The sequence below is a fragment of the Paraburkholderia sp. J94 genome (genome assembly GCF_905220285.1).
Taxonomy (GTDB): domain Bacteria; phylum Pseudomonadota; class Gammaproteobacteria; order Burkholderiales; family Burkholderiaceae; genus Paraburkholderia; species Paraburkholderia tropica_A.
Map to the genome: position 1 here is coordinate 249,664 of NZ_CAJMZH010000005.1, position 23,959 is coordinate 273,622.

The 23,959-nt window shown below is 64.3% G+C and carries 23 protein-coding genes; 14 read left to right on the plus strand and 9 right to left on the minus strand.

Going from position 1 to position 23,959, the window contains the following annotated elements; translation table 11 throughout:
• Positions 1 to 9: 9 nt before the first annotated feature.
• The 6 genes from U4Y88_RS12345 to U4Y88_RS12370 all read left to right on the plus strand — a co-directional run bounded on the left by U4Y88_RS12345 (position 10) and on the right by U4Y88_RS12370 (position 7,259).
• The gene (locus U4Y88_RS12345) at positions 10 to 873 is read left to right on the plus strand and encodes an ATP-binding cassette domain-containing protein (RefSeq protein WP_415774436.1); all 864 of its coding nucleotides are present in this window, start codon (positions 10 to 12) and stop codon (positions 871 to 873) included.
• A gap of 1 nt (position 874) precedes the next feature.
• Positions 875 to 1,867 carry an ABC transporter substrate-binding protein gene (locus U4Y88_RS12350; RefSeq protein WP_321784195.1) on the plus strand — a complete coding sequence of 331 codons (993 nt, stop codon included), beginning with the start codon at positions 875 to 877 and terminating at the stop codon, positions 1,865 to 1,867.
• Positions 1,864 to 3,927, plus strand: coding sequence for a Fe(3+)-hydroxamate ABC transporter permease FhuB (gene fhuB / locus U4Y88_RS12355; protein WP_321784197.1), 2,064 nt, complete (start codon positions 1,864 to 1,866; stop codon positions 3,925 to 3,927). The genes U4Y88_RS12350 and fhuB overlap by 4 nt, the downstream gene beginning before the upstream one ends.
• 49 nt (positions 3,928 to 3,976) lie before the next feature.
• Complete coding sequence (locus tag U4Y88_RS12360) at positions 3,977 to 5,716, plus strand: cyclic peptide export ABC transporter (protein ID WP_321784199.1); 1,740 nt, start codon at positions 3,977 to 3,979, stop codon at positions 5,714 to 5,716.
• Between the two features lie 75 nt (positions 5,717 to 5,791).
• Complete coding sequence (locus U4Y88_RS12365) at positions 5,792 to 6,676, plus strand: hypothetical protein (RefSeq protein ID WP_321784201.1); 885 nt, start codon at positions 5,792 to 5,794, stop codon at positions 6,674 to 6,676.
• Between the two features lie 295 nt (positions 6,677 to 6,971).
• Positions 6,972 to 7,259 (plus strand): hypothetical protein, encoded by a 288-nt coding sequence (locus U4Y88_RS12370; protein ID WP_321784203.1) that lies wholly within the window; start codon positions 6,972 to 6,974, stop codon positions 7,257 to 7,259.
• 101 nt (positions 7,260 to 7,360) lie between these two features.
• On the opposite strand, the gene U4Y88_RS12375 is transcribed toward U4Y88_RS12370, so the two are convergent.
• The 6 genes from U4Y88_RS12375 to U4Y88_RS12400 form a co-directional block, all read right to left on the minus strand.
• Complete coding sequence (locus tag U4Y88_RS12375) at positions 7,361 to 7,696, minus strand: ribbon-helix-helix domain-containing protein (protein ID WP_310631902.1); 336 nt, start codon at positions 7,694 to 7,696, stop codon at positions 7,361 to 7,363.
• A gap of 134 nt (positions 7,697 to 7,830) precedes the next feature.
• Positions 7,831 to 8,409, minus strand: a complete 579-nt coding sequence (locus U4Y88_RS12380; RefSeq protein WP_310631901.1) for a DJ-1/PfpI family protein — start codon at positions 8,407 to 8,409, stop codon at positions 7,831 to 7,833.
• A 132-nt stretch (positions 8,410 to 8,541) separates the two neighbouring features.
• Complete coding sequence (locus U4Y88_RS12385) at positions 8,542 to 10,077, minus strand: glycosyltransferase family 39 protein (protein ID WP_321784205.1); 1,536 nt, start codon at positions 10,075 to 10,077, stop codon at positions 8,542 to 8,544.
• Positions 10,078 to 10,124: 47 nt separating this feature from the next.
• A complete protein-coding gene (locus tag U4Y88_RS12390; protein ID WP_321784207.1) occupies positions 10,125 to 10,424 on the minus strand; it encodes a GtrA family protein in 300 nt (99 codons plus the stop codon).
• A gap of 89 nt (positions 10,425 to 10,513) precedes the next feature.
• A complete protein-coding gene (locus tag U4Y88_RS12395; RefSeq protein ID WP_321784209.1) occupies positions 10,514 to 11,503 on the minus strand; it encodes a glycosyltransferase family 2 protein in 990 nt (329 codons plus the stop codon).
• Between the two features lie 569 nt (positions 11,504 to 12,072).
• The gene (locus U4Y88_RS12400) at positions 12,073 to 12,396 is read right to left on the minus strand and encodes a hypothetical protein (protein WP_321784211.1); all 324 of its coding nucleotides are present in this window, start codon (positions 12,394 to 12,396) and stop codon (positions 12,073 to 12,075) included.
• Between the two features lie 276 nt (positions 12,397 to 12,672).
• Here U4Y88_RS12400 and U4Y88_RS12405 point away from each other — a divergent pair, with 276 nt between their 5' ends.
• The 6 genes from U4Y88_RS12405 (at position 12,673) to U4Y88_RS12430 (ending at position 19,410) form a co-directional block, all read left to right on the plus strand.
• Complete coding sequence (locus U4Y88_RS12405; protein WP_224013585.1) at positions 12,673 to 13,755, plus strand: ABC transporter ATP-binding protein; 1,083 nt, start codon at positions 12,673 to 12,675, stop codon at positions 13,753 to 13,755.
• Positions 13,745 to 14,671 (plus strand): sugar ABC transporter permease, encoded by a 927-nt coding sequence (locus tag U4Y88_RS12410; protein ID WP_321784213.1) that lies wholly within the window; start codon positions 13,745 to 13,747, stop codon positions 14,669 to 14,671. Before U4Y88_RS12405 ends, U4Y88_RS12410 begins: the two co-directional genes overlap by 11 nt.
• Positions 14,668 to 15,531 (plus strand): carbohydrate ABC transporter permease, encoded by an 864-nt coding sequence (locus U4Y88_RS12415; RefSeq protein WP_224013494.1) that lies wholly within the window; start codon positions 14,668 to 14,670, stop codon positions 15,529 to 15,531. Before U4Y88_RS12410 ends, U4Y88_RS12415 begins: the two co-directional genes overlap by 4 nt.
• A gap of 137 nt (positions 15,532 to 15,668) precedes the next feature.
• Positions 15,669 to 17,000, plus strand: a complete 1,332-nt coding sequence (locus U4Y88_RS12420) for an extracellular solute-binding protein (RefSeq protein WP_224013495.1) — start codon at positions 15,669 to 15,671, stop codon at positions 16,998 to 17,000.
• A gap of 107 nt (positions 17,001 to 17,107) precedes the next feature.
• Complete coding sequence (locus tag U4Y88_RS12425; RefSeq protein ID WP_224013496.1) at positions 17,108 to 18,619, plus strand: alpha-N-arabinofuranosidase; 1,512 nt, start codon at positions 17,108 to 17,110, stop codon at positions 18,617 to 18,619.
• A gap of 17 nt (positions 18,620 to 18,636) precedes the next feature.
• A complete protein-coding gene (locus U4Y88_RS12430; protein ID WP_224013497.1) occupies positions 18,637 to 19,410 on the plus strand; it encodes a FadR/GntR family transcriptional regulator in 774 nt (257 codons plus the stop codon).
• 58 nt (positions 19,411 to 19,468) lie between these two features.
• Here the strand turns inward: U4Y88_RS12430 and U4Y88_RS12435 are convergent, their stop codons facing one another.
• Entirely contained in the window at positions 19,469 to 20,395 is a 927-nt protein-coding gene (locus U4Y88_RS12435; RefSeq protein WP_321784216.1) for a hypothetical protein, read from the minus strand.
• A gap of 219 nt (positions 20,396 to 20,614) precedes the next feature.
• Positions 20,615 to 20,797, minus strand: coding sequence for a helix-turn-helix domain-containing protein (locus tag U4Y88_RS12440; RefSeq protein WP_224013499.1), 183 nt, complete (start codon positions 20,795 to 20,797; stop codon positions 20,615 to 20,617).
• A 334-nt stretch (positions 20,798 to 21,131) separates the two neighbouring features.
• On the opposite strand from U4Y88_RS12440, the gene U4Y88_RS12445 reads away from it, so the two are divergent.
• Positions 21,132 to 21,446, plus strand: coding sequence for a DUF4148 domain-containing protein (locus U4Y88_RS12445; RefSeq protein WP_065060806.1), 315 nt, complete (start codon positions 21,132 to 21,134; stop codon positions 21,444 to 21,446).
• 110 nt (positions 21,447 to 21,556) lie between these two features.
• Here the strand turns inward: U4Y88_RS12445 and U4Y88_RS12450 are convergent, their stop codons facing one another.
• The gene (locus tag U4Y88_RS12450; protein ID WP_321784219.1) at positions 21,557 to 23,287 is read right to left on the minus strand and encodes a DHA2 family efflux MFS transporter permease subunit; all 1,731 of its coding nucleotides are present in this window, start codon (positions 23,285 to 23,287) and stop codon (positions 21,557 to 21,559) included.
• Positions 23,288 to 23,492: 205 nt separating this feature from the next.
• On the opposite strand from U4Y88_RS12450, the gene U4Y88_RS12455 reads away from it, so the two are divergent.
• Entirely contained in the window at positions 23,493 to 23,933 is a 441-nt protein-coding gene (locus U4Y88_RS12455; RefSeq protein WP_224013501.1) for a hypothetical protein, read from the plus strand.
• The last annotated feature ends 26 nt before the right edge of the window (positions 23,934 to 23,959 follow it).

Genomic DNA, 23,959 nt, shown 5'->3' on the forward strand with positions numbered 1-23,959 from the left:
TTGAACGACATGACATCGACAGCATCGACAGCATCGACTGAAGCGACTGAAGCAACCGAAGCCCGCACAGCGCGCGCGCCGCTCGCCTCGTCATCGCCCGCGCCGCTGTTCGAACTCGAAGGCGCGGCCTTCGAAGCGGACGGGCGCGTCCTGTTGCAGCCGCTCGACCTCGTCTTGCCCGCCGGCCGCATGACCGCGCTGATCGGTCATAACGGCTCGGGCAAGAGCACGCTGATCAAGCTGCTCGCGCGCCAGCAGGCCTGCACGCGCGGCGTCGCGCGTCTGCGCGGCACGGCGCTGCGCGACTGGCACGCGCGCGAGTTCGCGCGGCAGGTCGCGTATCTGCCGCAGAATCCGCCCGCCGCGACCGACATGACCGTGCGCGAGCTGGTCGCGCTCGGCCGCTATCCGTGGCATGGCGCGCTGGGCCGCCTGAGCGCCGACGATCACGCGCATATCGACGAGGCGCTGCGTCTCACCGACACCGCGCGTTTCGCCTCGCAGCTCGCCGATCATCTGTCGGGCGGCGAGCGTCAGCGCGTCTGGCTCGCGATGCTGGTGGCGCAGGCCGCGCCTTGCCTGCTGCTCGACGAACCGACTTCCGCGCTCGACATCGCGCATCAGATCGAGGTGCTGCGCCTGCTGCGCACGCTGACCGACGAACGCGCGCTCACGGTCGTGATCGTGCTGCACGACGTCAATCTCGCGGCGCGTTTCTGCGACGACATGATCGCGCTGCACAGCGGCCGCCTGCTCCAATGCGGCACGCCCGACGAGATGATGGACGCGCGCGTGCTCGAATCGATCTACGGCATTCCGATGGATATCCTCGCGCATCCGCATAGCGGCAGCCGACTGGCGGTCGCGCGCTGACATGAATCGACGGACCTTGTTGCGGCGCGCCGCGTTGTTACCTTCGTGGTTGCCTTCGTTGTTGCCGCTTTTATGCCTCGATATGCCGCGCACGTTCGCGGCGTCATCCACGCCTTCCGTGCTTTCCGTGCCCGCGCGTGCGCCGCGCGTCGTCGTGCTCGACTGGGGGCTCGTCGAGACGCTGCTCGCGATGGGCGTGATGCCCGTCGGCGTCGCCGAAGTCGACAGCTACAACGCGAGCGTGGTCGCGCCCGCCGTGCCGCCAGGCGTGACGGACGTCGGCCTGCGCCTCGCGCCGAGTCTCGAACTGCTCCAGCAACTCGCGCCCGACCTCATCCTCATCAATTCGAGCCAGGAGTCGCAGCGCGAGATGCTCGAACGCATCGCGCCGGTGCGCGCGTTCGCCGTCTATACCGATGCCGGTTCGCCGTATCGGCGCTCGTGCGAAGTGACGCTGCAACTCGGCAAGCTGTGCAACGCTGAAGCGGCGGCGCAGGCGCTGATCGACGGCACGCAACACGTCATCGATACGGCACGCGCGCGGCTCGCCGAAGCGCGCGCACGCACGCCCGCGAGTGGCACGCCGAGCCCCGCCGATCCGCTCTATCTGATCCGTTTCTTCGATGGCCGCCATGTGGGCGTCTACGGCGCGCGCAGCGTGTTTCAGGACGTGCTGGACGCGCTCGCGCTGCGCAACGCGTGGCGCGGCCCGACCGATTACTGGGGCATCGGCGTGGCCGGTCTCGAACAACTGGCCGCCGTGCCCGACGCCGCCCTGCTCTACTTCAACCCGCTGCCCGCGGGCGTCGACCGTCAGCTCGCGAGCAATCGCCTGTGGCGCGCCCTGCCGCCCGTCGCCGCCGGACGCGTGGCCGCGCTGCCGCCGTTCTGGGGCTTCGGCATGCTGCCCTCGGCGGCGCGTTTTGCCACCGTGCTCGCCGATGCGCTCAGCGGACCCGCCCGCCTCGCGACGCCAGGCACGTCACGCTCATGAATACCGCTCGCATCGCTCCACTTCGTCTTTTCCGCAGGCTTCCGCAAGGTGGCCTCGCCGCCTTGTTGACGGCCGCGCTGCTGGCCGCCGCGCTCGCGCTCAGCCTCGCCAATCTCGACGCGCTGCTGCCCGCCGCGCAATGGTGGCGCGCGCTGCGCGCGCCGCTCGGCATCCAGCAGATCGTCGTGCACGACAGCTGGCTGCCGCGTCTCGTCGTGAGCTGGTTGTGCGGCGCGATCCTCGGCCTCGCGGGCACGATCTTCCAGCAGGTGCTGCGCAATCCGCTCGCCGAACCGATGACGCTCGGCGTCTCGGCGGGCGCGCAACTCGCGCTGACCGTCGCGACACTCGCGGCCCCCGCGCTCGCCGGCGCGGCCGGTTCGTGGATCGCGCTCGGCGGCGCGTTTGTCGCCGCGCTGCTGGTGTTCGGGCTCGCATGGCGCAGCGGTCTCGCGCCGGTGCCGGTGGCCGTGGCGGGCATGGTCGTCACGCTTTATTGCGGCTCGATTGGCGTGGCGTTGCAGATGTTCTACGCGCCCTATCTGCGCGGCCTCTTCATCTGGGGCGGCGGTTCGCTCGTGCAGCAGGACTGGCAAGCCGCGACAATGCTGGCCACGCGGCTCGCGATCGGCGCGGTGGCGACGCTCCTGCTGCTGCGCCCGATGACGCTGTTCGGTCTCGCCGACGCCAACGCGCACAGCCTCGGCCTGCCGCTGCGCCGCATGCGTCTGCTGGCGCTCGCGCTGGCCGTGATGCTGAGCGCGGCCGTGGTGAGCGCGGTGGGCGTGATCGGCTTCATCGGGCTCGCTGCGCCGCCGCTCGCGCGCATGGCCGGCGCGCGTCGGCTCGGACCGCGCCTCGTGGCCGCGCCGTTGTGCGGCGCGCTGATTCTCTGGGTCGCCGATCAGGCCGTGCAGCGCTTTTCGGGCGTGATGGGCGACCTGCTGCCGACCGGCGCGGCGACCGCGCTGTACGGCGCGCCCGTCATGCTGATCCTGCTCGCGAAGATGCAGCGCGGCGCGCGGCTCGTTGCGTCGCCGTCGTCGCCATTGTCGTCGCCCTCGCTCGCCGGGCACGGCCGTCACGCCTCCTCCCCCGCCTTGCGCTGGCGTTGCGCGGCGCTGATGCTGGCGCTGCTCGGCGCGCTCGCGCTGAGCCTCGTCTGCGCGCGCGGCCCGCAAGGCTGGCACCTCAGCGGATGGAACGAACTCGCGCACGTCACGATCTGGCGTGCTCCGCGCGCGTTCGCGGCGCTGGCCGCCGGTGCGATGCTCGCCGTCGCGGGCACGCTGATGCAGCGCCTCACCGGCAATCCGCTCGCCAGTCCCGAACTGCTCGGCGTGAGCGCGGGCGCAGCGCTCGGGCTGGTCGTGCTCGTGACCGGCGCGGGCGGTTTCATGGCGTCGACCGGCGCGAGTCACACCGCGCGGCTCGCCGCCACGAGCCTCGGCGCACTGGCGGCACTGCTCGCGATCCTCGCGTTCTCGCACCGCTCGCGCTACGCGCCCGAGCGCGTGATGCTCGCGGGCGTGGCGATCGGCGCGTTGTTCCAGGCCGTGGTGGCCGTGTCGATCGCGAGCGGCGGCGAACAAGCCGCCGCGCTGCTGCAATGGCTCTCGGGCTCGACCTACACGATCACGCCCGCCGACGCCGCTTTCGCGCTCGCGCTGTGCGTCGCGCTTTGCGCATGCGTGCCGTTCACGCAGCGCTGGCTGCAAATCCTGCCGCTCGGCGACGCGCCCGCGCGCGCGCTCGGCGTGCCGATGCGCGGCGCGCGCCTCGCGCTGCTCGCCCTGATCGCGCTGCTGACGGCGGCGGCCACGCTGATCGTCGGGCCGCTCTCGTTCGCGGGACTGATCGCGCCGCACTTCGCACGCCTCTTCGGCGCGCGCCGCCCGCTCGCGCAACTCGCGCTCGCCGCGCCGACCGGCGCGCTGACGCTGGTGCTCGCCGACTGGCTGGGCCGCACGCTGCTGATGCCGCGCGAGTTGCCTGCCGGGCTCGTCGCAACGCTGATCGGCGCGCCCTATCTGATGTGGCTGCTCGGCCGACGCCGTTGAGCGGCCCGCCGCGAGAACGCATGAATCACCGATATTTCTGGGGAACACGATGCTTGTGCAACTGCTAAGACTGCTCCGCCGCCTGTGGCCGATCACCGTGCTCGCCACGCTGATGGGCGCGGCCAGCGGGATCGCCACCGCCGCGCTGCTGGCGGTCACCAACCGCACGCTGCAAAGCGGCCACGGCGCGCTGCCCACGCTGCTGTGGAGCTTCGCGGGCCTGTGCGCCATCGCGCTGATCGGCGAAGTGGCGTCGGACATCGGCAATAACATCGTCGGGCAGCGCGTGATCGCGATGCTGCGCAAGGACCTCAGCGAACGCATTCTCGCCGCGCCCATCGGCCAGATCGAACAGTTCCGCAGCCATCGCCTCGTCACCGCACTTAATCAGGACATCGATACAATCAGCGGCTTCTCGTTCCTGTTTTCGAGCCTCGCCATCGCGACCGCGACGATCGTCGGCTGCCTCGGCTATCTGCTGGTGCTCTCGCCGCTGATGCTGCTGGTCGCGCTGGCCGCGATCGCGCTCGGCTCGGTCGTGCAGACGCTCGCGCGGCGCGCCGGCATCGCGCGCTTCGGCCTCGCGCGCGCCGCCGAGGACCGCCTGCAAAAACACTATCGCTCGATCACCGACGGCGCGAAGGAACTGCGCCTGAACGGCCCGCGCCGCCGCTACGTCTACGAGCACGAACTGAGCGACACGATCGACGAAATCCGCCGCTTGCGCGTGCGCGCCGCGAACGTGTTCGTCTCCGCGAATGCGTTCGGCTCGCTGCTGTTCTTCATCGTGGTCGGCTTGATGCTCGCGCTGCAAAACGGCGTGGCGGGCGCGGATCGCGCGGTGACGACGGGCTTCGTGCTCGTGCTGCTCTACATGAAGGGGCCGATCCAGGAGATCGTCGGCGCGTTGCCGATCATCGGGCGCGCGCAGGTGGCGTTCCAGCGCATCGCCGAATTGCAGGCGCGCTTTTCGACGCGCGAGCCTGCGCTCGTGGCGGCGGATTCGCGCGATGCTAACGGGGAAAGAGGGGAAAAAACCGAAGCGGCAACGGCCGTCATCGACTGGGAAAACTTCACGACGATCTCGCTCGATCGCGTGCATTACCGCTTCGCCGCGCCGCCCGCCGCCGACGACGGCGCGAGCCGCCAGGACGCGAAAGACGCGCCCGGCGGCTTCGAACTCGGCCCGGTCGATCTCACGATCACGCGCGGCGAAACGCTCTTTATCGTCGGTGAAAACGGCTGCGGAAAAACCACGCTGATCAAGCTGCTGCTCGGCCTCTATCGGCCCGACGCGGGCCAGTTGCGCGTGAACGGCCAGCCCGTCGACGACCGCGGTCTCGACGCGTATCGCCAGCTTTTTTCGGCGCTGTTCTCGGACTATTACCTGTTCGACACGCTGATTCCCGGCGAAGCGCGCCTCGGCGCCGAAGCGCAGCGCTATCTCGAACGCCTGGAGATCGCGCACAAGGTGCAGGTGCGCGACGGCGCGTTCACCACCACCGACCTCTCGACGGGACAGCGCAAGCGCCTCGCGCTCGTGCACGCTTATCTTGAACAACGGCCGGTGATGGTGCTCGACGAATGGGCCGCCGACCAGGACCCGACTTTCCGCCGCGTGTTCTACACCGAGATTCTTCCCGACCTGAAGCGTCAGGGCAAAACGCTGATTGTGATCTCGCACGACGACCGCTATTTCGACGCATCGGACCGCTACATCCGCATGGAAAACGGCCGCATCGTCGAGGAAGTGCGCCCGCAGCACGCCGCGCGCACCGGCACGCTCTGATGACACGCACGGATTCTCGCGCATCGAAGCTCGCGCATCCGACCTGAACCGACTCTGACGTGGAGGCCTCACCGCATGTCAACCATCGTCACGCAACCGGCATCGACGCAACGACACGGCACGACGCGAACGCAACGAGCGCAGCGAACGAGCCGGACGAAGCGCACCCAAACGGCCGCCGCGCCGCATTTCGACACGCATCGGCTGACACGCAGTTTCCCCGCGCAACTCGCGGCGCCGGGCGCGGGCGTGCTGCATCTGTGGCGCTTTCGCGCGAGCTGGCTGCCCGTTCCGATCCACGAAAGCGAGCAATGGCTCTCGGACGCCGAGCGCCATCGCGCGCGTCTGCATCCGAACGCGGCGCAACGCCATCGCTACATCGCGAGCCGTGTGATGCTGCGCTGGATCGGCGCGAATCTCTCGGGGCAGGCGCCGCGCGATGTCGTCATCGCCGAGGGGTATGGCGAGCAGCGCGGCGCGCGGCTCACGGTCGGCGACCAGCATTTGAGCGTCGATATCGCGTTCGGCGGCATCTGGGTGCTGATCGCCATCGCGCAACCGGCGCTCGCGCTGGGCATCGCCATGCCGCGTCCTGGTGGCGAAGCGGCGGACATCATCGAAGCAGGCAGCACGCAGCGGCGCGCACGCGCGAACGTGTGGGACGTGATGCGGGCCCGCGCGCGGCGCTCGCAGGAAGGCGCGAGCCAACGCCGCGCGGCACGCATGACGAGCCTCGCGGGCGCGTTGCAGCGCGCGGACAGAACCTCGCCCGTGGATGAACTCGACACGCTCGACGCGCTCGACCCGCTCCACGACGACGGCCCCGCCCTCTGGCTCGATCTCGCCGACGCGGGCCGCTGGCACGTGATCGACCTGCCGATGCCCGGCGAGATTCGCGGTGCAATTTCGGTCGCGCAGCGCATCGAGCAGATTCATGCGGTGGGGTGGTTTGGGCCGTGAGAACAAGGCACTCCGGCATTGACCAGTGCGCGCGCAATTCACATCGATCGATGCGCGCGCAAAGACCCTGAGCGCATGAGTGCTTTCTATTCGGCATCAAAAATCGAAATTCACCATTGCGTACAACGTGCTTAACTATCGGCCGCTCCTTTTCTACACTTGGCATCACGTGGCGCGAACTCGACTTCGCGCCGTCGATATACGGCATGGCGCGATTTACGCCATCGGGCAATACGAAAACTTCGTTTTGCGCGGTTTATGCCGGAAATTCAGTCCAATAATGGAGGAGCACATCATGAAATCCACCACTCGCACGCTGTTCGCTAGCGCGGCCGCCGCCGCATTGATGATTTCTGGCGCCGCATTCGCGCAAAACAACACGCTGGCAACGCCGAGCGTGAAGTCGCCGGTCGCGCCGCCTGCAAGCGGCTACGGCACCCCGGGCCTCGCCAATTCGGATAGCGGCGCACGCACGCAGAATTCGACTCAGGCGAATGGCACGAACACGACGTCGATCGCCCCGGCTTACGGCACCAACAACACGCTCGCGACGCCTTCCACGAAGTCGCCGGCTGGCCAGTAAGGTTTCGCTTAAGGCCTGTGCCCAATGAAAAAGACCGTTACCCCTGTTCGGGCAACGGTCTTTTTTCTTGCTGACGCACTTAACCCGCGCTTAACTCCCGATTACCCCGCTCGCACGACTTTCGGCTGAAAGGCCGTAACGCGCGAACCGTCGCCCGCGGCTTCTTCGCGTGGCGCAAGCGTCGACAGATAACGCAGGCAGCACACGCGCAGAAACGAAGCGAAATTGAATGGCTCGTCGCCACGCAGCGCGTGCAATTCATCGTAAAGCTTGACGGCGAACTGGCTCGTCGTGAGTTGCTCGCGATGCGCGATTTCCTGCAGCACATCCCAGAACAGATTTTCGAGGCGCACGGTGGTCACCACGCCGTGAATGCGTAGCGCTCGCGTGCGCGGCTCATAGAGAATGGGATCCGCGTTGATATAGATTTCGCACATTCGATCGGCTCCTTTTTCCTGCATTCGGGACGGCGCAGGGCTAACGCGCGAATAGCACGCGTGCTCTGGCGATACGCAATACTCTCAAATCCTGCGCGGCCCTGCTACAAGAATGCACGCGCGCGCCGTCAATCTTAAAGCGTAATGCGCGTGCCGAGCAGCGCGAGGAATTGCGCGAGCCAGTTGGCGTGCGACGTCCATGCGGGCGCGGTGACGAAATTGGCGTCGGTGATCGCATCGGGCCAATCGAGCGCGACGTATTGCGCGCCCGCGAGCTTGACCTCCGGCGCGCATGCCGGATACGCGGAAATGCGCCGCCCTTCGATCACGCCCGCTGCCGCGAGCAATTGCGCGCCGTGGCACACCGCGGCAATCGGCTTGTTCGTTTCGGCGAAATGGCGCACCCAGCCGATTACCGTTTCGTTGAGCCGCAGATATTCGGGCGCACGGCCGCCGGGAATCAGCAACGCGTCGAATTGCGCGGGGTTGATCGACGCGAAATCGGCGTTCAGCGTGAAATTGTGGCCGCGCTTTTCGGTGTAGGTCTGATCGCCTTCGAAATCGTGAATCGCCGTGCGGATCACGTCGCCCACCCGTTTGTCGGGCGCGACCACCGAAACCGAATGACCGACCGCCGCGAGTGCCTGAAACGGCACCATCAGTTCGTAATCTTCCACGAAGTCGCCGGCGAGGATGAGAATGCGCTTGGACATGTTCCGTTTCCTGTCTGTGATTGGCTGGAATGCGGGAAACAATGTAGCAAGCGTGGTGGCGCATCGGGTAATAGAGGGTTAAATGCGGCGCATCTTTTTCTGCGCGGCAGGCGACGATGGAGCCCCTCCGCCTCACGAACTCGAGGCAGGCGGCAACACGAAAATCGCATACTGACGTGCGGGAAGTGTCATTCCCCACGCGCGCCTGCGAATATCAATCGGCGTCGCCAGTGCATGGCTGAACGTCTTCGCTTCGTCATGACAGGAAGCATCATCGCGGCGGCAGACAATGAGCATCCCCTCGCGTCGAACATCATCGCTTCGCAACCACGGCGTCGTTCGCGGAGCACTCAGGTCCCAATAGCGGGTTCGGCCGCCCGAATAAAACGCGACGGATTGCGCTTCGTGAACCGAGCCCGAAACCACCGGAATCGTGTCCTGACCGAATTGCCGTTTCCAGATCGCGCGAGCAGCGTCAGCCAGCTCTGCGCGCGGCTCTGCGGCATCGTCGGTATTGCGACGCGCGCCCGCATAGCCCACGGCAGCCGTGCCGATCAGCACGAGCATCCAGTAAACAATCAGCACACGCATGGAACGCTCGACCCGCAACGACACATCCATGCGGAAAAGCACGCAGACCCACATCGGCACAACGGCAAACCACTCGGCCATTCCCCATACAGAGGCCATCTGCGCTTTGGCGGCGATGGCGATGCTTCCAATCACCATGAACGGGCCGAACGTGAGCACCCACAAATCGGGGTACATCCTCGGTGAGATACAGCTTGCCAGCATCTGCTTCGCCGCCTTCACCCTCGCTCCCTTCACGAGAAGGATGACGAAGACGAAGCTCGGCAACAGATAGCCGATCTGGGCAAGCGTATAAATGGAAAATCGCGCCATTGCCACCGCCATGGGACTTCCCGATGTTCTTTGCGCGGCGTATTCAAAGGTCTGGAATTGATGCTCGACCAGCCAAACCAGATGCGGAAGCAGCACGATGAATCCCGCTGCCACAACGATCAGCGACTGCCAGCTAAACGCGCGGCTACGCCAGCGCGGACGCGCAAACGCCGCCATAAGAAGCGCAATGAGCAACACGACCGAGAAATACTTCCCGAGAACGGCGGCGGCGGCCAGCGCGCCCAACGCAAGCGCCGAATGCCATTTTCCCGATTGCATGAAGCGCACAAAAAAATAGGCCGTCCACGGCCATAGTGACAGCAGTACGGCATTCGCGTTGAATTTAATCGAGAGCGTCGAATAGAGAGGTGAGACAGCCATCGCAAGGCCAGCGACAGCAGCAAGCCGCAAGGGCAGGAACCGGCGCGCCAACGCGACGATACCGAATAGCCCGACCATTGCATTGAGCGCGGACAGTGCGAAGTACGCAAGATCCGTGTGAGGAAATATCTGGAACCAGAGCGCCGTGATCCACGCAAAGAACGGAGGATGTTTCGCATAACCCGCCTGCCACTCGATACCCCACACGTAGTTCTCGACCATATCGCCGGGTATATCGAGGTTACCGCGCGAGAGCCACGCGCCGATGGTCCACACGATCGCGTTGACGGGCAGCAGGGCCAACAACCAGGCCGCCTTGCGTTTTGCGACTGAATGGGTCGGCGAATCGATTTCAGTATTGATCGACAGATTGGATTGCATCATCAGTGGAATATTCCGAAATGCGGAATTCACGAAGCAGCCAGAGGCCGTCAGGTTTTGGAGACGCGGAAGGTCCAGACTGAACTGGCCGTATAAGTCAGCACGAGCAGGACGGCAGTCGTCACGCATTGCGCGACCATCCATGCCACATCAGCCAAATGTGTGAGCACAAGCATGAGTGCGCCGTTCAGCGCAAGTCCCGCGGCGGCGATGACAAAGAATCGGGGAGCACTTTTTGCGTGCGGAAGTGCGCTGCGAAACGTAAAGCGATGGTTGAGGTAGTAATTAATCAGCGCACCCGCAACAGCCCCGAGACACGAGGCGACCACCGGCCCGACCGTGTGTGTCATGACCAATGCAGCGAGTGTCAGGTACTGCACCAGCGTACCGGTTGCACCGACGCACGCGTACCCGACGAACCGGGTTAGCGCGACCCGCCTCACGATTTTCCGAACCGATAGGTATTGCGCACGATATAGACAGGCCGACGCTTCGACTCCATATAAATGCGACCGATATATTCGCCAACCACGCCAATTCCCACGAGCTGTATGCCACCAAGAAAAAGCACGGCGACGATGAGCGATGCGTAGCCCGGCACATCCACGCCTTTCAGCCAGGTGCGCACGATCAGATAGATTGCATAGCAGATTGCGAAGACGGCTGTGAAACCACCCATGTAGGTCCATATGCGTAAGGGCAGCGTACTAAAACTCGTGACGCCTTCCAGTGCGAGATTCCACAGCTTCCACCCCGAGAATTTCGTCTTTCCACCGACGCGCGGGCATCGGGCGTACTCGATCTGCGCGGTACGAAAGCCAACCCAGGCGAATAGCCCCTTCATATAGCGCCGGTTCTCGGGCAAACGCTTTAGCGACTCCACCACTTGTCGGGACATGAGTCTGAAATCGCCGGAGTTCTCAGGAATGGTGATATCGGCGATGGCGTTATGAATACGGTAGAACAGTGCCGCCGTTCCGCGTTTGACATAGGTGTCGCTGCGGCGCTCGACACGCTTGGCGAGCACGACATCGTAGCCCTCTCTCCATCGCTCAACCAGTTTCGCAATGACTTGCGGCGGGTCTTGAAGATCTGCGTCGAACGGAATTACGACCGAACCCGTCGCTGCATCGATGCCTGCCGTGAGCGCCGCTTCTTTCCCAAAGTTGCGCGACAAATCGACCACCTGAATATGGAAATTGTCCTTGCAGGCTGCCAGCAATTTATCGAGTGTTGAATCAGTACTGCCATCGTTGACACAAATGATTTCGTAGTCGGCGTGGGAAATTCCACGGAGAACCGGCACAACGGCATCGAAGAACGCGGCGATGATCGGCGCCTCGTTGTAGAAGGGGACCACAAGCGAGATGAGCGCGTGCGCGCAGGATTTTTTGTCTCGATACTCGATCATCGCTGTGGTGGTCTCCATTTATATTTTTTTGAACGATGTCTTGAAATGAAAGCTTTAAATGAAGCTCTAATAAAAAACAATAATCGACTATGAATCCGCAAGCACACACGCAATTCACAGCAACATAAGTGTCTACCTGCTTTCCTTGCACGGGAAAGAAGGTGTACGCATCGTGTCTCAATCTCGAAATTTAGACTACTTGAAACCGTGACAATTTGACGATTTACGGTATCGAATCACTCGAACATCCATGCGACGCGCCGTTCACTCTAGAAATTTGACATTCAACAAATTCAATCCATATTTCTGGAAAAATCGATGATTCGATACTGGCCCCATAAGTACCGTGCAGGCGAAATCCCGGCTCTTTGATTTGCCTTCCGGGAAGCGGTCGCTTCCTTTGCCGCATCGCGCAGCGGCAACGCTTGCAGATCAGCACAAAGCCTGGAAAACATGCGCAGGAAGATTTGGCTGACGATCGAAACAGGCATATCGACAGAAATTAGCTCGTCAACAAAAAAGCCGCCAACCGAAGGTCAAGCGGCTTTTCCAATCGCTGCTATTCAACAAGGCAATAAGCCCCCCTTTTAATTCCCCACCGGCGACTTCACGCTCGGCGTCGCCAGCGTGTTATTACTCTTCGGCGCGCTGGTCCCCGATGTCGTGCCGTTAGTCATACCCGGCTGTTGACCCATGTTCGCCCCTTGCCCGCTCATGCCACTGTCCGAATTGGCAGCGCCAGGCATGCCGTAACCGCTCGACGTGTCGTTCATTTGATTCGTCGCCGGGCTGGCCGTGGTGCCGTGGCTCGACGATCCGCTGCTCATTCCGCCGTTCGTCTGTGCAAAAGCGCCGCCGGACAATGCGAGTGCCGCGAATGCAGCGAGGAAAGTTCGGGTTCCCTTTTTCATGATCCGTTCCTCCGTGAATTGGACAGGAAGATCGGCGCACGCGTACGCGCACTCGACCCTGCATTTTCTTGCGCAATCACCGTGCCGCACGCGCCATTAACTCGACCCGCTCAATCCGCACTGAATTATTCGCATCGCATCAAACGATTAACTGCTCATTATTTGGGATTACGGATGATCAGTGTTTACACGAATGGGTCACGCACCCGTTCTTTTCATAATATCAACGCACTAAATCAAGAAGCGACGGTACGAGACAACCACCCAGGAGGCACCGTGACGGGCATCCGGCTGAGCGGCGTAACGAAGCGGTACGGAGACACCGAGGTCATTACCGGCCTCGACCTCGACATTCACTCCGGTGAATTCCTTGTTTTTCTCGGCCCTTCCGGCTGCGGAAAATCCACCTTGCTGCGCATGATCGCCGGGCTCGAAACCGTGAGCGACGGGCAGATCAGCATTGGCGAGCGGCGCGTGAACGAGCAGCCGCCCGGCAAACGCGGCGTGGCGATGGTGTTTCAGCATTACGCGCTCTATCCGCACATGACCGTCTACGACAACATGGCGTTCGGTCTGCGCAATACGGGCGTGAATGCGGGCGAAGTCGACAAGCGCATCAACGAAGCCGCCCGCATGCTCGAACTCGGCACCTTGCTGCAGCGCCGTCCGGCGCAGCTTTCCGGCGGGCAGCGCCAGCGTGTCGCCATCGGACGCGCCGTCGTTAAGGAACCCGAAGCGTTTCTTTTCGACGAGCCGCTGTCCAATCTCGACGCCGCACTGCGCAACCGCACCCGACTCGAGCTCGCGCGCATTCATCAGCGCCTGCACGCCACGATGGTTTTCGTCACGCACGATCAGGTGGAAGCGATGACGCTCGCGACCCGCATCGTGGTGATGAACCGGGGGCGCATCGAGCAGATCGGCGCGCCGCTCGACATTTACCGCCGGCCCGCCACGCGCTTCGTCGCGGGCTTTATCGGCGCGCCGGCGATGAACTTCATCGAGGTCGAACGCGCCGGCGACAACGGCGGCAGACTGACCGTCTCGCTGCCGTTCGATGCCGTGACGGTGCCCACCGCCGTTGCCGCGGCCAGCCTGCCTTCGGGCAAGCTCACGCTGGGCGTGCGCGCCGAACACGTCCTGCTCGATCCGCAAGGCCCGATCACCGCACGCGCCGAAGTCATCGAACGGCTTGGCGATCGCTCGCTCGCCCACGTGAGCCTGCCCAACGGGCAGTTGATCGTGGCGGAACTGCCGCGCGAGCGCGAACTCAACACCGGCGACACGGTTCGCCTGAACCTCGACGCAGCGCACCTGCATCTGTTCGACGAATCGGGCACGGCATACCATGGCCTCTGACCGCTCGCTCGCCATGCCGCTGCCGAAGACGCACGAAGGCCGCCGCCGCAAGCTGCGCGCGCCGTGGTCCAACGCGCTGTTCGTGCTGCCATTCGTGATCGTCTACGTGCTGTTGCTGGTCGTGCCGCTGGCGTTCGGCTGGTGGCTCAGCTTCCAGCGCGTGGACCTGCTCGCGGGCACGAGCGACTTCATCGGCATCCGCAATTATCTCGATCTCGCGTTCGATCCGATCTTTCGCGGCGCGATGCGCAACACGTTTTATTTCGGCATCCTGACTGTACCGGTATTCGTGCTGCTCGGCCTCGCGCTCGCGCTGGTGCTCAACCGTCCGGGCCGCTTCGGCGCGGCGCTGCGCGCGCTCTTTTTCGGCTCGTCGGTGCTGTCGGTCACCATCGTCACGCTGGTCTGGAAGCTCGTGATGATGCCCGGCAACGGCCTGCTCGCCGACGTGAGCCACGCCTTCCACTGGCCCGAATTCCTGCCGCTCATGCACGAGGCCACGGCGCTGCCGGCCATCGCGGTCGTGACGGTCTGGTGGATCGTCGGTCTGCCGATGATGCTGTTTCTCGCCGCGCTCCAGCAGATTCCGCAAGAGCTTTACGAAGCAGCGTCGCTCGACAACGCCACGCGCTGGCGCACCTTCACGAAGATCACGCTGCCCTCGATCTGGCGCACCGTCGCGCTCGTGGCCGTGATCGAAGCGGTGCTGCAATTCCAGATCTTCGGCCAGGCGCAACTGCTCACCGATGGCGGCCCCAACAATTCCACGCGTCCGCTCGTGCAATTCATCTACGAGACCGGCTTCCGTCAGTGGTCGTTCGGTTATTCCGCCGCGGCGGCGCAGGTGCTGTTCGCGTTGATGCTGATCGGCGTGGTCGCGCAAGCGTGGCTGCTGCGTAAAAAGGAGAAGGCATGAGCACGCTCGCATTCGAATCGCGGCCGCGCGGCGCGCTGGCCGGCCGCCTGGGCGACCGGCTGATGCTGGGCGCGGTGGTCGCGCTCGCGCTGCTCTGGATCACGCCGCTGGTCTGGGTGCTGTGTCTCTCGTTCAAGCCGAACGCATTTCTCGAACAGCACACCGACGTCCTGTTTTCGCCGCCGTTCACGCTGCAGAACTACACGAACATTCTGCAGACTTCGGCGGTCGGCGGTTGGCTCGTCAACAGCCTGATCGTTTCGATCGGACAGACGCTGCTCACGCTGATTATCGCGTCGCTCGCGGGTTACGGTTTTGCGCGCACGGAATTTCCCGGCAAGCGTTATGTGTACGTGATTTGCCTCTGCGGACTGGCCGTGCCCGAACAGGCACTCGTGATTCCGCTGCATCATATCTTCGCGACGCTCGACTGGCATAACACCTATGGCGCGCTGATCCTGCCGCGTCTCGCCTCGCCGTTCGGCGTCTATCTGATGACGCAGTATTTCAAGGCGGTGCCGGTCGAGATCGAAGAAGCCGCGCTGCTCGACAATGCGTCCCGATTCAAGGTGTTCTGGCGCGTCGTGCTGCCGCTTTCGCTGCCCGCGCAAGCCACGCTCGCGATCTTCACGTTCCTCAGCGCCTGGAACGATTATCTGTGGCCGCTGGTGTCCGCCTCGAAGCCCGAGATGTACACGCTGACGATCGGCCTCGCCTCTACGCAAGGCAATTTCGCGCAGTCCGAAGGCATCGGCTATCTGATGGCGCAGGCGATCTTCGCCGGCCTGCCCATCTTCGTGCTCTATCTGTTCTTCCAGAAGTACATCGTGGCGGCCGTGGCCGGCACGGCGGTACGCTAGTCCCCGGTATCGAGCAGCAGGCATGGCGTGTCGTTCGACGCGCGTCACGCGTCCGATAGAGATTAATTCGCAGTGCAAATAAGACAGCGTCCTGTGCGCAACCCAAGCGCGCCGCCGGACGCCCACAGGAGAGAGACATGAGAAGAACGTTGGTGCGCGGCGTGCTCACGCTCGCGGCGCTCGGATTCGCGGCAACCTTGACGGCGCCGGTGCAGGCCAAGACGGAAATCACGCTGTCGCGCTTTTTCGGCGCCTGTGACGCCGAATACGGCAAGGTCAACGACGTGAGCAAAGCCTCGGGCGAATGCGGCATCATCACGACGCTCGTGAACCAGTTCAATGCCACGAACAAGGAAGACATCGTCGTCAAGCCGCAGATCATCGAATGGTCGCCCTACTACACGCAGATCGACGCGCGCATTCTGAGCCGCGACGTGCCGACCATTTCGGTGATGCACGAGGCCGTGCTCGGCGACTATGTGAAGCGCAATCTCGTCGAGCCGCTCGACGACGGCTTCAAGTCGGTCGGCGTCGACAAGAACGATTTCACGCCGCAGGCGCACCGGGCCATCACGTTCGGCGACAAGACCTACGCGCTGCCGTTCGACACGCATTCGTGGCTCTGGCACATCAACGTGAATCTGTTCAAGAAGGCGGGCCTCGTGGATGCGAGCGGCAAGCCCATCCTGCCGAAGACGCCCGACGAACTGCTCGCGCAGGCCAAGCAGTTCAAGGACAAGACGGGACTGCCCTATTTCGCGGTGCCGATCGCCAATGAATCGGCGGCGCAAACGCGCACGTTCTATACGTGGGTGTATCAACAGAACGGCACGCTGTTCCCGAACGGCCCCACGAAGATCGACATGCATACGCCGGCGGCCACCAACGCGCTCACGCTCTACGACAAGCTCATGAAGGCCGGTGACATCACGCCTGGCCTCGACTACGGCGCGGCGAACCAGGCGTTCGAAAACGGCAAGGCCGGCGTGCTCATGTGCGGCACGTGGGTGATCGAGGACTTCACGAATCTGTCGAACAAACCGGGCACCGCGCTCGCAAACGGTTACGACGTCGTGCCGTTCCCGAACCTGTTCCAGAAGAAGGCCGTGTGGGCCGACGGTCACTCGTGGGTCATGCTCAAGGGCGGCGCGAAGGACGAGAAGACCCGCCACGCCGCGCTGGTGTTCCTGAAGTTCCTCTATGACCACGACGGCGACTGGGCCCGCACCGGCCATCTGCCCGCGCGTCAGTCGGTCATTACGAGCGCCGCCTTCAGCGCGCTGCCGCATCGCGATGCGATCAAGGAGATTTCGAGCACCGGCTATGCGCTGCCGAACACGGTGCCGCGCCAGTTCGCGATCCAGCAGATCGTGGGCGAGGAAATCAGCAATATGCTCTCGACCGGCAAGTCGGTCGCCGACGTGGAGAAGGAAGCGGAGCAACGCACCAACGCCCTGCTGGCGCGATAAGCCCGCCAGCCATTGATTCGTCATGCCAGGTAAATTCAGGTAATGGCGCGCGAACCCTACGAGCCGCGCGCCATCCGATAACGCTACAGGATGGATAGAGGAACACCATGATCGCTTCCCGCCTCATTGTCGACCGCGACTTTGTCGTCTCCGATCTCGACCGGCGCGTGTTCGGCGTTTTCGTCGAACACATGGGCCGCTGCGTCTACACCGGCATCTTCGAGCCCGGTCATCCGCAGGCCGACGAACGCGGTTTTCGTCAGGACGTGATGGCGCTCACGCGCGAACTCGGCCCGACGATCGTGCGCTATCCGGGCGGCAATTTTTTGTCGGGCTACAACTGGGAAGACGGCGTGGGTCCGCGCGAGAAGCGTCCGCGCCGCCTCGATCTGGCGTGGTACTCGACCGAAACGAATCAGTTCGGCACCAATGAATTCATCGAGTGGTGCCGCGAGCTCGATATCGAGCCGATGTACGGCGTGAATCTGGGCACGCGCGGCCCCGACGAAGCGCGCCGTTTCGTCGAATATTGCAATCACCCGAGCGGCACGGCGCTGTCCGATCTGCGCCGCGAACACGGTCACGAAAAACCGCACGACATCAAGTTCTGGTGTCTCGGCAACGAGATGGACGGCCCGTGGCAAATCTGCCGCAAGACGGCCGAGGAATACGGCCGCGCGGCACTCGAAACGGCCAAGCTGATGCGCTCCGTCGATCCGACGATCCAGCTCGCGGCCTGCGGTTCGTCCACGCATGAAATGCCCACGTATGGCACGTGGGAAGACCGCGTGCTCGATCATTGTTTCGAGCAGGTCGATTTCATTTCGCTACACACTTACTTTGAAAACAAGCGCGATTCGACCGCCGAATTTTTCGGCAATATCGAAGTGATGGATCTGTTCATCAAGGAAATCGTGGCGGTGGCGGACAGCGTGGCGGCGCGCAAGCATTCGTCCAAGCGCATCATGCTGTCGTTCGACGAATGGAATGTCTGGTACAAGGCGCGCACGATCAACGATCTGCGCAAGCCGGGCTGGCCCGAAGCGCCGCGTCTGATCGAAGAGGTCTATAACCACGAGGATGCGCTCGTGGTGGGCGGCGCCCTCATCACGATGATGAACAACGCCGACCGCGTGAAGACCGCGTGCCTCGCGCAGCTCGTCAACGTGATCGGCCCGATCATGACCGAGCCGGGCGGCCGCGCGTGGCGTCAAACGATTTTCCATCCGTTCTCGCAGGCCTCGAAATTCGCGCATGGCCGCGTGCTCAAATCGGTGGTGGAGTCGGCCACGTATGAAGCGGAAACGTTCCCCGAGATTCCGTATCTGTGCGCGGCGGTCGTGGACGATCGCGCCACCGGCACCACGGCCATCTTCGCGCTCAATCGCCATTTGAGCGAGGAGATGGAACTCGATATCGAATTGCGCGGTCTCGGCAGGGAACGCACGCTCGATCACGCGCTCGAGTTGTATCATGCCAACATGAAAGCGGTGAACACGGTGGAGGCGCCGTCGACGGTGGCACCCGCGATTAACGACGCCGTGTCGGTCGACGGGGAACGCGTGCGCGCGAAGCTCAAACCGGGCTCGTGGAACGTGATTGTGACGACCGCCCGATAACACGGCGCGGACACGCCGTGCACGATGTCTACGAAGGGGAAGTGATGTTCGAGCGCGAACCGATCGTCGGCAATATCACGACGCAGATCGCCAAGATTATCGGCATGCGCGTGGTCTCGGGCGAGTTCGCGCCCGGCGACGCGCTGCCGGTCGAAAGCGAACTGTGCAGCGCGTATGGCGTGAGCCGCACCACCCTGCGCGAAGCCATCAAGCAACTGGCGGGCAAGCGTTTGATTGCCGTGTCGCCGAAAATCGGCACACGCGTGCTGCCATTCTCCGACTGGAATCTGCTCGACCGCGATGTGCTCGCGTGGCGGCTCAATGCGCAATTCGATTCGAAGATCGTCGAGGACATTTTCGAAATGCGCATCTGTTTCGAGCCGCGCGCGAGTTTTCTCGCGGCGCGTCATGGCAACGAGGAAACCGTGCAGATCATCGAGCGGCGTTATCTCGAACTCGTGGCCGCCTACGATCAATCGGCGCAGCACGGCGCATCGGCGATTCGCGCGGCAGCGGACGCGAACCTGGAGTTTCACCTCGCGATCATCACGGCCTCGCAGAACGGCATGTTCATCACGATCGGCAATGCGATCAAGGCGGCGCTGCGCGTGTCGTCGGAGATGATGCAACGCGAGGCCGCGCAGCCGAGCGAGGATCTCGTGCTGCACGACGCCGTGCGCGGCCATATCGTGGCGCGCGAGGCGGACGCGGCGGCGGCGGCGATGACGCGTTTGCTGGAGACGTCGCGCGACCGCATCCTGCGTTATACGACGGCGCCGATCACGCCATGAGAACCGACGGTTTTCGCGGGGAGGGGGGTGCGCAGCACCCCGCCGTCAGGGCATCCGCTTACGGCCTGAGCGCCACCTGATCGGCCTTGATCCAGCGAAGCAAGTGACGGCCTGACGCGCCAACGTAATCCACGTACATCCAGCCCTCCGGCGCCGCCTTCACCACGCTCACCGCATCGTGCTGAACGAGATAGGCGCGGCTCGCGTGGGCGTCGTCGGGCGCGGTATAGAGCGTCGCCTTCTGCGCCGTGACCGTGGCCTCGCGACGCCCGCTATCCGCCGCGACGGGCGTGCTGTCTACGCTGCTTGCGCTGTTATCGCCGCCCACACCGGCAAGCGCAGCGTCGATCAGCCTCGCATCGCCGTGACCGCCCGCCGCCTGCAATTTGCCCGCGATGTCCCGGTACGCCTCGCGATTACCCGGCGACGGCGGATCGCAGCGCAGCAGATTGCGGACGCCCGCGTCGTCGTCCACGACCGGCCGGATCGGCTGCCCCGATTTCACGAGGCGCAGCAACCGGCTCGCCGAGGGGCGGTCGTCGCTCAGCATCAAACGCGTCTGATCGTCCGAACCCCACTGCGCGGGTTGACCGCGCTGCCAGCGCTCGCCGCAAATCTCGCCCGTTTGGTCGGCGCTGATACAGCCCGTGCGGATCTCGATGGCGGAACAGTATTCGCGGCTCGACACGACCTCGGGCTGCCCCGGTCCCGTCGACACCGTCCCTGAACTGATACGCGCAACGACCACGTATTGACCGGACGGCGAGATATCGTCGCTGGATGGGGATTCCATCTGCGTGCCCGCCGCGTTCCATTCGCCCGCCCCCGGCAGCAGACTGAAAGCCGCGCCGTTCGGGAACTGGAAGACGGCACGCTGCCACGCGCGTTCGGGCAACGCAGCCTTTGGGTTCAGGGCTTTGTCGTAGAGAATCGCCCCGCCGCCCGGCAAGGCAAACCGGTACGTGGAGGGCGGCGCAGCGGCCATTGCCTGCGCAGCGAAGCCCGCGCTCAGAACCAAGGACGAGGCGACGCGCGTGGCGCGCTGACGAAGCGTGCTCGCCACAGTCGTGTGGCGTGAATTCGCGCGGTTCAGAATGACACTCCCCGAGTCAAAAAATCGCATCATCATAACGGCGGCACTGCGCCGATTGCGCGTGAGCGACCGACGCTTTTCGCGGGGAGGGGGGTGCGCAGCACCCCGCCGTCAGGGCATCCGATCCCGAATCGCCATGAGCAAATCGATGTGCCGCTCCACGAGCAGCGGAATCGCCGACTGACCGTTGATCCATCGGCCGATGGTACGGCGGTCGTAGCCTGAATAATCGGCGAATGTGACCTGGGTCCAGCCCAGGCGCGCGAGGGCGTAGGAAAGATCTGCGGGTTTCATGGGATTTCAGCAATATCGACAAAATGTCCCGCCTCATCGGGACTCAAAGCGACATTTTGTCATGATTGCGCCCGATCTGGCACCCCGATTTCGCCCTAAAAATCGCGTCGGAACGTCATGAAACACCATCCGGCGCGGCTGCCCACCCGTTCGCCTCACGCCATTCCACCCCACTCCCATCGCCGCCGCAAGGCACTCTCCGATCTTGCTTCCAACTGGAAGAATCCCTTCGCCAAATCATGGTTAACCCCAGGGCGTGAAACTCCTAGACTCTGCTCATCGGTTGCGACAAATCAGCCCAACCGAAAACCAGAACACCAAGGAGGTTGTAATCATGAAGTCCCTGATCCAGGCCGTTGCAGTTGCCGTTGCTCTCGTTGTCCCGGTTGCTTCGTTCGCCCAGTCGAATGGCCCGCTGACCCGCGCTCAGGTTCGCGCCGAACTCGTCCAGCTCGAAAAGGCCGGCTACAGCCCGTCGCGCGGCAACGACCCGCACTACCCCGACGACATCCTCGCCGCCGAAGCCAAGGTCGCCGCGCAGAACAACGCGGTCGGCGGCGTGGCGAACGGTTCGGCTGCCTCGGGTGCGCCCGTCGCCGCGGTGCGTCCCGCCTACGACGGCATGAAGCCGGTCTACTTCGGCCAGTAATCGCAGCATCGACGTGCCGCTTCGCGCTTCACCGCCTCATTTCACCGCCTCATCGATCCACGCACTGAGCCACGCATCCCGGGCACGCAGCGACGCGCGATCTGAGGCGGTCACGCCGACGGTTTGAAGGGCCGGATGGTCGCCCGCGCCAGCCCTGCCGCCACGAAGGCGCAAGCGGCCGACACGAGCGCGACGGCGCGCAGCGCATCGGCGATCGCATCGGCCTGTGCGCGGACGATGGCGGTCGCGAGCGGCGCAAACGCCCTGCTTGTTGCCGCGCTTGTGGTGCCGCTGATGGTGCCGCTGATGGTGCCGCTTGTGCCGCTTGTTTCGCCGCTCATCGCCCCGCTCGCCGCCGTCGACACCACGCTCGATGCCGCCTCCGGCTCCAGCAATCGCCCGCTCTGCCGCGTCTCGCGCGGCACGTGCAGCGCATCGAGCCGCGTCGAGAGCGCCGCGTCGTGCGCCCACACGAACACGATCCCCAGCACCGCAATCGCCAGCAAGCTCGCCACGCGCGCCACCGCGTTGTTGATACCGGACGCGACGCCCGTGCGGTCCGCCGGCACCGCGCCCATCACGACCGTCGTCAGCGGCGCGACGGTGATCGTCATGCCGATGCCGAGCACGGCGAGCGCGGGAAACAATCCGCTCCAGTAATTGCCGCCGCGCACCCAGGGCGCCGCCAGCAACGCAAAGCCGATCCCGGCCACGCCCGGCCCCACCGTCAGCAACGCACGCGCGCCGAAGCGGCTCGTCAAGCCGCCCGTCAACCGCGACAGCAATCCGATGATCACCGGCACCGGCAGCAGCGCCGCGCCCGCTTCGGTCGCGTGATAGCCATAGGCGCGAATCAGCGTGAACGGCAGGAAAAACAGCGCGCCGCCGAGCCCGAAATACAGCAGCAATGTGACGAGATTCGCGCCGCTGAAGTCGCGCGAATGGAACACGTCGAGCGGCATCATCGGGTTCTCGCTGCGCGCCTCTATCCGCAGGAACACGGTCAGCAGCAGCGCGCCCGCGCCGATCGCGCCCAACACGCTCGCGTGCGCGAAGCCGTGCGCCGAGGCGAGCGTCAGCCCGAACGTGAGCGCCGCGAGTCCCGTGGTCACGCTCGCCGCGCCTGGCCAGTCGAGCCGCTCGGGCGCGTCGGCCTTGTGGCTGTTGGGCACCGCCGCCAGCGCGAGCGCGATCGTCAGCACGGCGAGCGGCAGGTTCAGGAAGAAGATCGCGCGCCACGACAGCGTATCGACGAGCCAGCCGCCCGCCACCGGCCCCACCGCCGACGTGATCGCGCCCACGCCCGCCCAGGTGCCGATGGCGCGTCCGCGCGCGGCGTCGTCGAACACCGCGCCGATGATCGCGAGGCTGCTGGGCACGAGCAAGGCCGCGCCGATGCCCTGCACCGCGCGCGCGCCGATCAGCGCGGCCACGTTCGGCGCGAATCCGCACGCGGCGGAAGCGAGCGTGAACAGCGCGATGCCCGCGATGAAAATCGTGCGGCGGCCGAGTTTGTCGCCCAGCGCGCCGCCGACCAGCACGAGCGAGCCGAGAAACAGCAGATACGCGTTGACGACCCACTGCATCGCCGCGACGCTCGCGCCGAGTTCGCCCTGGATCGACGGCAGCGCGACGTTGACGACCGAGCCGTCGATGAAGGCCATGCTCGACCCGAGGATCGTCGCCGCGAGCGCGAGGCGCTTGCGCCGGCACGGGCAATCGACTGCCGTGGGCTGGGCGCGGATAACGAGCTCGTCGCACGGGCTCGCCTGCGCGGCGACGACATGCGCGGCATTCGGCGCCGAGCCGGGCGGGCGCTCGATGAGATCGGGGTTGGCCAAAATCGCTCCGTGCGTGGCGGGCCCTGCATGGCGTGGAAACCGCGTGGACATTGCGTCGCATTCGCCCGAATGTTCGCAACGAATGTCCGCAACGCATGCCGCAGCAATCGACGTAACGCGAAAAATTGATGACAATGCCACGCTGAAGCGTAGGTGAATCAAGCGCCGCATTCAAATCCATCCGGCGCGCAATCTGGAAAGACAAATGAAACGACTGCTTCTCGCTGCACTCGCGGCCGCCTCCATCGCCTCAATCGCCACCGGCGCGCACGCGCAAAGCAACACGCCCGGCCCTGTGGTCACGCCCGGCGGCACGGTGCAATTCGTGCGCGACGACCGCGACTTCGTCGCCATGCTCAACAACGATATTTTCGATCGTTTCGACGCGAAGACGCTGACCCATTTCGACGAAGTCGCGCGCGACAATGAAACCGTCACGCGCATGCTCGTGCAAACCGCGTTCGGCCCCGTGCTCTACGACTTCAGCCGCCGTCCGCCGCTCGTGCAGCGCGCGAACGCGCGGCTGACCGTCAAGCGCGTGTTCTGGCAGCGCGGCGAAGTCGTGATGCAAGGCACCGATGGCTGGTATCGCATTCAGGATGGCAAGCTCACGAAGCTGCAATCGACGAAATCGATCTATCACTGATCGCGGTTCCCGCCGATCCCTAACCG